Source organism: Aeromonas eucrenophila (assembly GCF_000819865.1).
Taxonomy (GTDB): Bacteria; Pseudomonadota; Gammaproteobacteria; order Enterobacterales; family Aeromonadaceae; genus Aeromonas; species Aeromonas eucrenophila.
Genome location: NZ_CDDF01000001.1, coordinates 57,388 through 70,004 on the forward strand (window position 1 = coordinate 57,388; position 12,617 = coordinate 70,004).

Annotated in this window: 8 protein-coding genes and 1 tRNA gene; 2 read left to right on the forward strand and 7 right to left on the reverse strand. The window is 62.4% G+C overall.

Annotated features, from left to right (window positions below):
- Position 1: 1 nt before the first annotated feature.
- The 4 genes from glpC to BN1124_RS00205 all read right to left on the reverse strand — a co-directional run bounded on the left by glpC (position 2) and on the right by BN1124_RS00205 (position 4,982).
- Entirely contained in the window at positions 2 to 1,204 is a 1,203-nt protein-coding gene (gene glpC, locus BN1124_RS00190; protein ID WP_042638003.1) for an anaerobic glycerol-3-phosphate dehydrogenase subunit GlpC, read from the reverse strand.
- 103 nt (positions 1,205 to 1,307) lie between these two features.
- Positions 1,308 to 2,585: a glycerol-3-phosphate dehydrogenase subunit GlpB gene (gene glpB / locus BN1124_RS00195; RefSeq protein WP_042638005.1), complete on the reverse strand. Its 1,278-nt coding sequence runs from the start codon at positions 2,583 to 2,585 to the stop codon at positions 1,308 to 1,310.
- A complete protein-coding gene (gene glpA / locus BN1124_RS00200; RefSeq protein WP_042638007.1) occupies positions 2,582 to 4,252 on the reverse strand; it encodes an anaerobic glycerol-3-phosphate dehydrogenase subunit A in 1,671 nt (556 codons plus the stop codon). The genes glpB and glpA overlap by 4 nt, the downstream gene beginning before the upstream one ends.
- Before the next feature lie 274 nt (positions 4,253 to 4,526).
- The gene (locus BN1124_RS00205; RefSeq protein ID WP_082041379.1) at positions 4,527 to 4,982 is read right to left on the reverse strand and encodes a YchJ family protein; all 456 of its coding nucleotides are present in this window, start codon (positions 4,980 to 4,982) and stop codon (positions 4,527 to 4,529) included.
- Positions 4,983 to 5,106: 124 nt separating this feature from the next.
- Between BN1124_RS00205 and BN1124_RS00210 the strand changes: the two genes are divergently transcribed.
- Together BN1124_RS00210 and BN1124_RS00215 are read left to right on the forward strand one after the other, a co-directional pair.
- On the forward strand, positions 5,107 to 6,774 hold the full coding sequence (locus tag BN1124_RS00210) for a methyl-accepting chemotaxis protein (RefSeq protein ID WP_042638011.1): 1,668 nt from the start codon (positions 5,107 to 5,109) through the stop codon (positions 6,772 to 6,774).
- 105 nt (positions 6,775 to 6,879) lie between these two features.
- Positions 6,880 to 8,091 (forward strand): ROK family protein, encoded by a 1,212-nt coding sequence (locus BN1124_RS00215; RefSeq protein WP_033130048.1) that lies wholly within the window; start codon positions 6,880 to 6,882, stop codon positions 8,089 to 8,091.
- Positions 8,092 to 8,270: 179 nt separating this feature from the next.
- Here BN1124_RS00215 and BN1124_RS00220 read toward each other — a convergent pair whose 3' ends face one another.
- The 3 genes from BN1124_RS00220 to BN1124_RS00230 form a co-directional block, all read right to left on the reverse strand.
- Positions 8,271 to 9,800 (reverse strand): MltF family protein, encoded by a 1,530-nt coding sequence (locus tag BN1124_RS00220; RefSeq protein WP_033130047.1) that lies wholly within the window; start codon positions 9,798 to 9,800, stop codon positions 8,271 to 8,273.
- Positions 9,801 to 9,992: 192 nt separating this feature from the next.
- A complete protein-coding gene (locus BN1124_RS00225; protein ID WP_042638015.1) occupies positions 9,993 to 11,678 on the reverse strand; it encodes an aspartate:alanine antiporter in 1,686 nt (561 codons plus the stop codon).
- Between the two features lie 775 nt (positions 11,679 to 12,453).
- Positions 12,454 to 12,529: transfer RNA gene (locus tag BN1124_RS00230), tRNA-Asn, on the reverse strand.
- Positions 12,530 to 12,617: the final 88 nt, after the last annotated feature.

The window sequence follows — 12,617 nt, forward strand, 5'->3', positions numbered from 1 at the left end:
GTCAGGCCAGCGCCTGGGCCAGCAGATGGATGGGGTGCTCGCAACGGAACGGCGTGCTCATCTCGATCTGCCACTTGCAGGTCTCGCAGTCGGTGATGACCAGATCAGGCTTGAGGCGGTTTATCTGATCAAAGAGACCTTCGCCTATGTCCTGACTGGTCTGGTAGTTCTCCGACTTGAAGCCGTAGGTGCCGGCGATGCCGCAGCACTGGGAGTCCAGTACCGTCACCTTGACCCCGGGAATGGCCCGCAGCAGCTCGAGCGTGTAGATGACGCCCCCCATCTTCTCCAGGTGGCAGGGGGTGTGGTAGGCAATGTGCAAGCCCAGCGGCTTCATGGCCGGTTTGTTGCCACGATAGAACTCGTTCCACAGGAAGCGGGTCACCAGGGAGATGCGATCCCGCACCCTGTGGTTGTCCTGCTCCAGCAGGTGGGGGTATTCGTCTCTCAGGGTGAAGCCGCAGGTGGAGGAGGTGGCCAACAGCGGCATCTCGTTACCGAGCAGGCTGTTCTCCATCTGTTTGATATTGAACGCTGCCTGCTGCTTGGCCTTGTCCATGAAGCCGTTGGCGATGAGCGGCACGCCGCAGCACTTCTCCCGCGCAAGCAGTTGCACGCCGATATTCATGGCGTTGAGCACCTGCACCAGCTCCTTGCCGAGCTGCGGATGGTTGTAGTTGACGTAGCAGCCGTGGAAGTAGGCTATCTGGCGCTTGTAGCTGGACTGGTTAGCCTTCTGCTTCTTGTACCAGCCGCGGAAGGTGCCCTGGGAGTACTTGGGCAGATCGCGGTGGGAGGAGACGCCGAGGGCCTTGTCCAGCACCAGCTTCATGGGCTTGAGGCCGGTGGTGAAGTTGACCACGGGCGCCATCAGGGTGGACATGCCGCCCATCAGATCCGTGTGGGAGAGCACGAACTCGCGGATCCCAGGCTTGAAGCCGCCGTACTTGTGCTTGGCCTTGGCGATGATGTCACCGATGCGCACCCCGCTCGGGCAGGCCACCTCACAGCGCTTGCAGTTGGTGCAGTGCTTGAGGGCGCTGTCGAACAGCTCGGGGCTCTTGATGCGCAGCCGCTCCCCGTCGGGGCCGGCCTGTTTGGGGCCAGGGTAGGCGGGGTTGGCCTTGGCCACCGGGCAGTAGGCGGTGCAGACGGTGCATTTGATGCACTGATCGAAGGTTTGGTTGGCGTGATCCAGTAGCATGATTTACTCCTCCCTGGCCGGATTGAAAGCACAAGAGACGCGGCAATAGGATGATCTGGCGGACAGTCGACTGTCCGCAGTGGCATAGGGCAGGGCAGTCATCTCAGACCCCCGCCAGAATATGACCGGCGGCCTGCCAGCCGGTGGCGACGGCGACCCCGGAGCCCGACCCTTCGCGCACTGGGTCGTAGTGCGCGAGCACGCTGCCGGCCCCATAGAGGTTGACGAGGGGCTTGCCGCCGCGCAGCACCCGCAACTGCGCGTCCGTCTTGACCCCGAAGCCCAGGAAGGGGTGGTGGTCGAACAGGCGGCGACCGGCCCAGGCGTCGCGCTCCGGCAGGCTCAGCACGTCGGCGTCGAAGATGGGCTCGCGAATGCCACCGAGGCGCGATTCGAGCCCCCGGCTGAAGAAGCTGCCGGAGGCGAGCACGAAGTGTTCTGCCTCGAACAGCTGATCGTCGCCGTTCTGGCTATGAACCCCGATCACCCTATCTCCCTCATAGCGGGCGCCCAGCACCCGCTCGCTGGTGAGGAAGGTGCCACCGAGGGCCAGGAAGCGGCGCTTGAGCGCCTCCTGCATCCGCATGCCGATCAGCGACGGCGGCATGGTGGCGACTTCGCGAATGGTGCAGCCGGTGCGTTTCTCGAGCTCGGCGAGGCGTGGGCCGACCAGCCCCAGGGAGAGGCAGGCGGGTAGCACTATGTGGCGGCACTCCGGCTCGCCGCATTCACGCACCATGCGGGCTATCTCGCGGGCCAGATCAGCCAGCAGATCGGGCTGGTCGCCCTTTTGTTTGTCAAACAGGCGGGCTATGTCGGCGGAGCGAAACTCGTGGGGATTGCGGCTGAACTCGGCCAGCTGGGGCAGCCGGATCTCGCCGGTCAGGATCCGGCAGTGGGCGAAGCGAGGCTGAATCGCCAGATTGGCCGCCGCCAGCGCCGGGTGAAAATCGCGAAAACCTTCCAGAGTCGCCAGCAGCAGGCTGTTGGGGACAGGGGCATCGGTGACGCAGGCACAGGTATCGGGGGAGAGCCAGGTGGCCTTCAGGGTACCGATGGGGGTCAGCCGCTGGTGGTTGTGCTCCTGGCGAAACAGGGCCAGTCCCTCCAGGGCGCAGTGGCGCTGCAGATCCGCGAGGCTCGCTGCTATGTTGGCGAGCCCGACCTTGGCGTAGGGATGATCAGGGTGCGCGGCCAGGAAGGCGGGCAGGGCGGTGCGGGGATCCCCGGGACCGTCCAGCAGATCGACCGAGCCGGAGGAGAAGTGAAGCGCGCTCTGGCCCGAGGCCATCAGCAGGGTGCGCTGGCCCGCCTCGGCCAGACGCAGCGCCGCCGACAGCCCCGCCATGCCACCACCGATAACGATGTTGTCGAATTTCATGATGGCTCTCCTTGAGTCGATGATACGGGCTCGGTGCCGGTCTCCGGGGTGGCGGCAACCAGCTGGGGCGCCGTCCATTCGCCGAGGCCAAACAGCCCCTCGTAGATCCAGTAGGTAAATTCGGTCTCCCGCAGGGCATCCCCCCAGAGCACGGGGCGGGTCCCCTTGTGGCGCTCCTCCAGGAACTGGCGCAGCATGACACAAGCCTCGCGGCCGTCGGCCTTGCCGTACTCCTGCATCAGGCCGGCGGCGCGGTAGGCGCACAGCTCTCCCTGACAGGGGCCCATGCCGAGTCGGGTGCGGCGGCGCAGATCCACCAGGTTGTCCACGTCCAGCTCCCGCAGGGCGTATTCGATTTCGCCCGCGGTCACCATCTCGCACTCGCAGATGAGGGCGTTGGCCTTGGGGTTATCCCGGAAAAACGCGATGACCCGCTCGCCGTGACGATACTGGGCCGAGCCTTCGACCGGGACGCTGAGGCCGGGGGCGGAGACCTTCTCCGGCTCCCGGGAACCCGGCAAGGAGAGCTCGGCGGTGCGGCAGGGCCGGCTGTTGCCAAGCTTGTTGGCGATGAGATCCGTGGCCCACTCGGCCATCAGCCGGTAGGTCATCAGCTTACCGCCGGTGATGGTGTTGAAACCCTTGAGGCCGTCCCGCTCTGCGTGATCCAGCAGCACTATGCCGCGGCTGATGTTGCGGCCGGTCTCGTCGCCGTCTACCGCCACCAGCGGGCGAACCCCGGCGTAGGCGCGCAGCAGGCGGGTGCGGGCCATGATGGGGGCGAGCTTGATCCCCTCGCGCAGCAGCACCTCGACCTCCTGGGGATCCACGCTCAGCTGATCGATCTTGTGGTAATCGATGCGGCTCGAGGTGGTGCCGATGAGGGAGATGGTGTCGCCCGGCACCAGAATGTCCGCATCCGCCGGTTTGCGGGCGCGGTTGAGCACCATCTGGTTGATGCGGTAATCCATGATGAGCAGGGAGCCCTTGGCCGGGAACATGCGGATGCCGAGATCGGCATACTCGCAGATCTGCTGGCCCCAGATGCCGGCGGCGTTGATCACCTCCTGACACTCCACTTCGAACGCCTCGCCGGTGCGAGTGTTGATGGCCCTGACCCCATGGACCCTGTCCTGCGTGCGCAAGAGCCCCAGCACCTTGCTGTGGGTGAAGATGCGGGCGCCGTGCTCCTTCGCATCCAGCACGTTGGCGGCGGCGAGGCGGAAAGGATCGACGGTACCGTCCGGCACCTGAATGGCACCGATCAGGGCCGGGTTCACATTCGGCTCGAGGCGCAGCGCCTCGCGGGGATCCAATTGCCGGGTCGCGATGCCGGCCTGGGCACAGGCGGCCATGAAGGTGGCTTGAAAGCCGATGTCATCTTCCGGCAGGGTGACGAAGAGGCCGCCGGTGTCCTCGACGCAGTGGCTGGCGATCCGCTTGAGGATGCGGTTCTCCTGAATGCACTCCCGGGCGGATTCCGGATCCGTCACCGCGTAGCGGGCCCCCGAGTGGAGCAGGCCGTGGTTGCGGCCCGTGGTGCCTGCGGCGATGTCATCCCGCTCCAGCAGGACGCAGTCGATGCCGCGCAGCGCGCAATCGCGCATGATACCGGCGCCGGTGGCACCGCCGCCTATGATGACGACTTCCGTGGTTATTCTTTTCATTCTTGACCGTCTCATCTCTTCCAGATGGCGCCAGTGTGGCGCCTTCCCGGTCAAAAATGTTTGATATGGGCCAAGTTAATGTTCGCAAACGCTCACAAATGCCAATCTAATGAACAAAGTGTGATTGTTATCACAGAGGAAGAACGGAAAAAGGGGCCCGGGGCCCCTGTTCTCTGGCGCAATGACGGCCAGTCTGGTTGTTATTTATGCTGTTAAAATCAGTTTTTCATGTCGTTTTCACTGCTACGGGCGGAGTGCCCGGGATGTCCGTTCATCAGCCGCAGCATTTCTTGTGTTTCTTGCCGCTGCCACAGGGGCAGGGATCGTTGCGGCCCACCCGCAGCGGCGCCGGATCCTGCTCGCCGTCGGTGTAGACCCAGCGACCCTGATAACGCACGAAGCGGGAGCGTTCGTGCAAACAGTGGCGCTCATCTCCCTCCACAAACCAGGCCTTGAACTCCACCGTGCCGGCGTCATCAATGGGGCCACCCTGGGCTGCGAGGATCTCCAGCCCATCCCAGTGGGTATCGGCCTGGGAGAGCTGCTCCGCCGTCAGTGTTCCCAGGAAATCCGGGTGCCAGCTGTGCACCAGGTAGTCGCCAAGCCCCAGCACGAAGGCACTGTAGCGCGAGCGCATCAATTGCTCTGTGGTGGTGGCGTCTTGGCCGGCGTGCAGTGCGCCGCAGCACTGGGGGAGAGAAAGGGCGGAACCGCAAGGACATTGGCTCATGAGTCAGTTTATCGGGTCGATATAGAAGGTGGCGGGATTGTAGCGAAAGCGGCCCCCCTTCGGCCAGCAGGTCGAACTGGTAGGAACGGAACACCCACATAAAAAAGGCTAAAGGAAGTACAAGATGACTCTGAAACAGAAGATCCTGTTATTGGGCGCTATCCCCGTGCTGCTGATGGCCCTGGTGGTCAACCTCAGCAACTATCTGATTTCCAAGAACGATCTGGAATCTGAACTGGTAGTGGCGCGGGACAAGGCGGTCAAGGAGCGCAAGGAGTTGCTCAGCAGCTACCTGATGCTCGCCAAGACGGCCATCGAGAAAGAGTATGCCGCGCCGGACAGCCCCGAGGCTCGTGCACGAGTGAAGGAGATCCTGCGGCCATTGCGCTATGGCAGTGATGGTTACTTCTTCGTTTACGACTTCAAGGGGGATACTGTACTGCTGCCCACCCGCCCCGAGGTGGAAGGCAAGAACCGCTGGCAGGACAAGGATGCCAAGGGCACCCTGCTCATTCAGGAGATCATCAAGGCGGCGCAGCAGGGGGACGGTTACTCGGAGTACTGGACCAACAAGCCGTCCCTCGGTCGCGATGCCCCCAAGCTCTCGTTCAATCTGGTGCTCGACAAGTACCAGTGGGTGGTCGGTACCGGCTTCTACATCGATGACATCGACAGCGAGCTGGCGGCCCTGCGCAGTGAACGCGAGAGCAACATGCACGCCTCCCTGCAAACCGGGGTGCTGCTCATTTTGCTGATCCTGGGGGTGACCCTGGCCGCTACCGTGGTGATCAGCAACAGAGTCACCCGGCCGCTGGCGGATGCGGTGTCGGCCCTCAATGACATCGCCGACGGGGACGGGGATCTGACCCAGCGCCTCAAGGTGCAGAGCAAGGATGAGGTGGGCCAGCTGGCCAGTGCCTTCAACCGCTTCGTCGAGCGGATCCAGTCGGTGGTGAGCCAGGTGGGGGAGACCAGCCATCAGCTGCTCGGCGCCGTGGAGAAGCTCCATCGCCTGAGCGAGCACTCCGACAAGCAGATGCACGGCCACGGCCGGGAGACGGATCAGGTGGTCACCGCCGTGACCGAGATGAGTTCCACCGCCCAGGAGGTGGCGGCCAGTGCCTCCAACGCGGCCACGGCGACCAGCGACGCGGCCCGGGAATCTGACGCCGCCCGGGAGGTGGTGGGCAGTGCCATCGGCAGCATCAACCGGCTGGTGGAGGAGGTGCACACCGCCTCCGGCGTCATCGAGCAGCTGGCTCAGGAGACCGGCAAGATAGGATCTGTGGTGGAGGTCATTCGCGGCATCGCCGATCAGACCAACCTGCTGGCCCTCAACGCCGCCATCGAGGCGGCCCGGGCCGGTGAGCAGGGGCGCGGCTTCGCGGTGGTGGCGGACGAGGTGCGATCCCTGGCCGGGCGTACCCAGCAGAGCACCAAGGAGATCAACGAGATGCTGCAACGGCTGCAAGGCGGGGTGAAGCAGGCGGTGGAGGTGATGCAGGCCAGCGAGGCGCGCAGCCAGGAGACGGTGCAGGAGGCGAGCCACATCGCCAGCTCCCTCGACAGCATGGTGACGGCGGTCGGTACCATCAACGACATGAACATCCAGATCGCCACCGCCGCCGAGGAGCAGCACGCGGTCTCCGAGGAGATCAACAAGAACCTGGTGGCCATCCAGCAGATCGTCAGCGAATTGACCGAGGCGGCTGGGGAGTCCAACACCACCACCCGCGCCCTGGCCGGTACGGGTGACAAATTGCGTCAACTGGTCTCCCGCTTCCGTTACTAGTCACATTTTTGCCGTCTGGACGTCATTTCCAGACGGCAAATTTGGGGATCGCCGCAGAATGTGGGAAAATCGCGCCATTCGTTCTTTTCGTTAGCCCCATACCCTATGAATGAGATCGTGAAAGGCAGTATCGATTTGATCCGGCAGCTCAACTACGGTCTGGTCTACGCCAGCCTGGAAGAGCACAAGGAACTGTCCCGTACCGATCTGTCCCGTTTGACCGGTCTCTCACCGGCCAGCATCACCAAGATCACCCGCGAGCTGCTTGATGGCGGCCTGGTCGTCACCTGTGGCGAGAGTTCGGTGGGGCGTGGCCGCCGCCAGACCCTGCTGCGCATCAACGAACGTCGCTTCCAGTTTCTCTCCATGCGCCTCGGCCGCGGCTATGTGGACATGGCCCTGTTCGATCTGGCCGGTCACTCCCTGGCCCGCCATCGCCATCTGTTCAGCGAGGAGGAACGCGCCTCCCTGCTGCCCAGCCTGGTGCGGGCCATCGAGGGCTTCCTGCCGAAGAAGGCGCTGCGGCTCGCCTGCATCGCGCTCTGCCTGCCGGGGCAGGTGGAGCGCCACTCCGGCATGGTCAAGCACTTTCCCTTCTACGATCTGCGCAACTGGCCCCTGGGGCCGACCTTGCAGGAGGCGTTCGAGGTGCCCGTGCTGGTGAGCGGTGACGTGCGTACCTGGATCCAGGCCGAGCGGGAGTGGGGCGCCGCCAAGAACTGCGCCGATGCGGTGCTGGTGTTCGTCCACAACGACATAGGGGTGGGCATGGTGGTCAACGGCCAGCTCATCGAGAGCGAGTCGGCCCTGCTCGGCGATCTCAGCCACCTGCAGCTCGAACCCTATGGTCAGCGCTGCTACTGCGGCGGCTTCGGTTGTGCCTGCACGCTAGTGACCAATCAGGCGCTGGAGGCGCAATACCGGGACCTGCGCGAACGGATGCAGGAGCACGATCTGCCGGCGAGCGTCAACATCCGCGAGCTGTGCGAGCTGGCGCTGGCGGGCAACAGCCTGTGCCAGGACATACTGCATCAGGCGGCGGGGCGGCTCTCCCGGGTGCTCGCCAACCTCATCTGCCTGCTCAACCCGGGCAAGCTGCTGCTGGGGGGGGAGATCACCCGCGCCGACCGCCTGCTGTTCCCCATGCTGCACCAGTCCCTGGCCAGCCAGTTGCCGGCCGATTACCTGGTGCGACTGCAAATCGAGTCCACCCACTTCTACGAAGATCCCACCAAGCCCACCTCGGTGCAGGTACACAAGGCCCTGCGTGACGGCAGCCTGCTGCTCGATCTGCTGCGAAGCGACAAGGACGCGTAACACTCTCGCCTGACTGCCACAGGGCTTTGCTGCGGCACCGCAAGGGGCAACCCTGCTGTACGGCCGGTGTAAGAGGCCGCTGGTGATCACTATTGATGCCGGACTGACATGAAAATGGGGCTTCTTCTGGTAGAAACCCCATCGCTGTCTGGGCACAGATCCCCCCGAACTGGCCGAGGCTAGGATTTTTCTTTCTCAGGGGGCGCCTTGTCGGTGGCCTGGTTCTGCAGCTTGATGGCCTCGGTGGCTTTCTGCTTGAGTTGAAGCTGCTCCATCACCAGCTTGTAGGCGATGTAGTACTTGTAGATGTTGCCCACATAGGTGACCGTCTCCGGGCCTATCTTCTCCGCCGCCACGTACTCCACGTTATGGAACCAGACGTTGGGATCCATCCCGCGCTTCTGGGTCTCTGCTCTCAGTCGCGCCACCCGGGCGGGGCCGGCATTGTAGGAAGCGAACGAGAACAGCGCCTTGTCGAGGGCGGTCATGGGTTCGTCGGCGTAGTAGTGATCTATCATCCAGCGCATGTATTTGACGCCGCCATGGATGTTGGGCTCGATCTTACGGATGTCACCCACCTTCAATCCCTTGCCGGTGGTGGGCATGATCTGCATGATGCCGATGGCGCCGACGTGGCTGCGCGCCTTCTGGTTGAGGGCCGACTCCTGATACCCCTGGGCTGCCAACAGTAGCCAGTCCACGTCGTAACGATCCCCATACTCGTGAAACAGATCCACCACCTGCAGGAACTTCTTGCGCTCGGCGTCGGCGGCCGCGCTCTTGACGAACTTGTTCTGCTTGAGGTAGCGGCTCAGGATCTCTTCTCCCGTCGCCTTGCCGCGCAGCGCTTTGATCTGTTCGTTGAGCATGGCGAGCAGCTGGGGGCTCTCCTTGCGCACTGCCCAGGCGATGACGCCGCCATCGCGAAATACCGGCTGCTCGTGGATCTGGATGGCCGGGAAGATCTTCTTCCAGAAGCGGGCCTTGTGTTCATCCATGACGATGAAGGGCAACAAGCCTGCATTGACCATCTCCACCAGATCTTCATCTTCCAGCTCCTCCGAGGCCGGCTTGATGTCGATGAGGGGCTCGCCCGCCGCCTTGCGGGCCTCGTTGTAGGCGACCAGGCTCTCAAAATAGCTGGACGAAGGCCTGACGAAGATGCTCTGGCCCCCCAGATCGGCAGCACTCTCCACCTTGGGAGACTGAGGGCCCGAGATGAGCAGCTCGCGCACGTTCTCTATCAGGGGGTCGGAGAACTCGACACCTTGTTGCTTGCGCTTGTCGGTGATGGTGAGGTTGGCGGCGGCGATGTCGCCCTTGCCCGCGATCAGCGAGGTCAGCAGGGCCTCGCGGGCGACCGGGATGAAGACGATGTGCAGCTTGAGGTGACGCTTGATGGCTTTGTCTTTGCGTAACTGCTCGTTGAGCCGTTTCTCTATCTGCATGAAGGCATCGTAGGTGACACCACGCTGCACTCCCTTGTTGATGAAGTAGCCGGTCTTGTTGTAGGTGGTCAGCACCCGGATGGTGCGTCGCTCCTGCATGGCATCGAGATCCCCCAGCATGGGTTTGGACAACTCTGCGCTGGCAAAGGTCAGGGCGCTGCGATTTTCCTCCTCTGCCGCGGCTTGCTTGGCGGGTTCGGCGCTCCAGGCCGGGGTCAGGGAGCAGAGCGCCCAGATCATGACAATCCATAAGTATTTCATAACGTTCACCTCACTCGTTTTATTGAGTGTAAGCGGCGCCTTGGTGGCCCTTTAGCTCATTGGGTTTGGTAACGAAGAGTTGATAGCACGATTTTCACTATTCAAAACAGGGGATGGATGGGAGGGAAATACGCATAGAAAAGAAGGAGCCCTTGGGCTCCTTCCTGTTTTGAGATCCTGAGACGGCTCGGTTTAAAACCAGAAGCCGATGATAAAGGAGCCCGCCAGGGTCAGCATGACGTTGGCCACCGCATAGGTGCCCGCATAGCCGAGCGCCGGGATGGAGCTGTTGGCTGCCTCGTTCACCACGTCCATGGCCGGGGCGCAGGTACGGGCGCCGGTGATGGCCCCGAGCAGCAGGGCCGGGTTCATCTTCAGTACCCAGACCCCGAACAGGTAGCCCACCAGCACCGGCAGTGTGGTGACCAGCATGCCGGAGAACAGCACCACGGCACCGACCTCGCTCAGGTGATCCAGGATGCCGCCACCCGCTTTCAGGCCCGTGCTCACCATGAAGACGGCGAGGCCGAGATCCTTGGCAAGGCGCAGGGCACCGGGCGGGACATAGCCGACCGTGGGGTGGTTGGCTCTGAGATAGCCCATCAGGATCCCCGCCAGCAGCAGGCCGACGGCATTGCCGAGGCCGAACTCGATCTGGCCGAACACCAGGGAGACGGAGCCGATCAGCAGGCCCAGCACGAAGAAGGTGGTGAAGGCTACCAGATCCGTGGTCTGACTGTGGATGCTGATGAAACCTATCTTGTTGGCCAGCAGCTTAACCCGCTGCTTCTCGCCGCTGATCTGCAGCACGTCGCCCTTCTGCAGCATGATGTTGCGATCGAACGGCATCTCTATCTGGGAGCGCACCACCCGATTGAGGAAGCAGCCCTTCTCGGTGAGATTGAGCTCCACCAGATGGCGGCCGACCACGGCATCGTTCTTCACCACTATCTCTTCGGTGACGATCTGCAGGTCCAGCAGGTTCCTGTCGAACACCTCTTTGCCGTTGCGGTAGTTGACGTCGAGCTTCTCGTGGCTCTCCGGGTAACCGACCAGGGCTATCTCGTCCCCTTCCTGGATGATGGCGTCGCCATCCGGGCTCGCCAAGATGCCGTTGCGGCGAATGCGCTCGACGTAGCAGCCGGTATGGGGATAGATGCCGGTCTCCCGCAGGGTGCGGCCACCGATCCAGGCGGCGAGCTCGGGGCCGACCCTGTAGGCGCGGATGATGGGCAGGTAGGTCTTGCGGTTCTCGCTATCGGATAACCCCCGTTCGCGGGCTATCTTCTGCGCCTCCGTGTTCAAGTCCAACCGGGCCAGGGAGGGCAGGTAGCGCACCACCAGCATCAGTCCCACCAGGCCCACCAGATAGGTCAGCGCATAGCCGATACCCATGTTGTCGAGCACCGACTGCATGTCGGTTTGGTGGGGCAGGTTGAGCAGGCCGCTGCGCAGGGCATCCTGGGCGCCGACCAGCGCCGGGGTCGAGGTGAGCGAGCCCGCCAGGATCCCCGCCGCCATGCCGGGGCCCAGGTTGAAGAACTTGGCGAGCCCCACGGTGAGCAGCAGGGCGGTCAGCAGGATCACCAGGGTGAGGGTGATGTAGTGAATGCCGTCGCGCAGGAAGACGCTGAAGAAGTGGGGGCCGGCTTCGATGCCGACGCAGAAGATGAACAGCATGAAGCCGACATTCTCTGTGGTGGCGGTGAACTCGAATCCCATCTGGCCGAACAGCAGGGCGGTGAACAGCACCCCTATGGTGTTGCCAATCTGGAAGTTGCCGAGGCGAACCTTGCCGAGCAGCAGGCCAAAGGCCAATACCACGAACAGCAGCAGGGAGTCGCTTTGATGTAGAAGTGTCACGAAATCTATGGTCATGCCCGGAAAAACCGAGGAAAAAAGTGGGGCCGATATTGTGCAGGATCCCTTATCAAGAAAGAAGTCCAAAAGCGGATTAACAGGCAGTTAAGTGGGCATGCTGCCGCCGAGCAGGGATCATGACCCGGCTCCCGAGGGGAAAGACCTCTATTTCCCACTGCCAGTGTCGCTGTCAATTAGTGATTTCTGCTATCGGGGGGCGAGGGCGCCCGGCCCCTGTGGACAATTTATTACCTGCTGCCTGGGGCGCAACTGAGCATGCTTTTCAGCATTTTTGACTGGTTGGGTAGAAAGGCCATGAAGGAGCCCTTTTCCCTGCCTGCTAGTGGGTGACCCATGGCACGGGGCATGGCGAAAAAAAGTCCGGGACAGAGGGCTCTGAATGCCAGCATTGGCCCCATTTAGGGGGGAGGGGAAAAACAGCAGAAAATGGGGAGCGAGACGTTTCGTCTTGCCAAAGCGGAGACAATCGCTGCCAACCTAGGCGCCTCTTGGCTTTGACGCACTTACCCACAGAATCTGTGGATAACCCTGTTAATGAAACTTGGCGATCAGGCTGTAGGCCGCGCCAATGCTGGGGTGCAAGCGCTGTTCAAAAAATACCGGTAAAAAAATGTTCCTATAAAAATCATATAGTTATATGCAACAGCAGAAAACGCTGTCGCTCGGGAGAGGGGGATCAAATGGGAGTGTCGCCGTGAGAGACGGCTTGTGCATTAAAATTGGCAGAGGAAAGCACTAAAGTGGATAACTTGCACCGAGGTGGTGAGGAGATTGGCTCCCCCGACTGGACTTGAACCAGTGACATACGGATTAACAGTCCGCCGTTCTACCGACTGAACTACGGGGGAACATCAGGCAAGGAGACGCACTATACAGAGCTCGCTTTTCGAGGTCAATAGCCTGCTGGGCAGGTCGAGTGGATACCCAGGCCCGGCA

What these genes read in the sequence shown, in the direction of transcription:
- glpC (WP_042638003.1), bottom strand. Translation starts at nt 1,204, where the DNA reads ATGCTACTGGATCACGCCAACCAAACCTTCGATCAGTGCATCAAATGC.
- glpB (WP_042638005.1), bottom strand. Translation starts at nt 2,585, where the DNA reads ATGAAATTCGACAACATCGTTATCGGTGGTGGCATGGCGGGGCTGTCG.
- glpA (WP_042638007.1), bottom strand. Translation starts at nt 4,252, where the DNA reads ATGAAAAGAATAACCACGGAAGTCGTCATCATAGGCGGCGGTGCCACC.
- BN1124_RS00205 (WP_082041379.1), bottom strand. Translation starts at nt 4,982, where the DNA reads ATGAGCCAATGTCCTTGCGGTTCCGCCCTTTCTCTCCCCCAGTGCTGC.
- BN1124_RS00210 (WP_042638011.1), top strand. Translation starts at nt 5,107, where the DNA reads ATGACTCTGAAACAGAAGATCCTGTTATTGGGCGCTATCCCCGTGCTG.
- BN1124_RS00215 (WP_033130048.1), top strand. Translation starts at nt 6,880, where the DNA reads ATGAATGAGATCGTGAAAGGCAGTATCGATTTGATCCGGCAGCTCAAC.
- BN1124_RS00220 (WP_033130047.1), bottom strand. Translation starts at nt 9,800, where the DNA reads ATGAAATACTTATGGATTGTCATGATCTGGGCGCTCTGCTCCCTGACC.
- BN1124_RS00225 (WP_042638015.1), bottom strand. Translation starts at nt 11,678, where the DNA reads ATGACCATAGATTTCGTGACACTTCTACATCAAAGCGACTCCCTGCTG.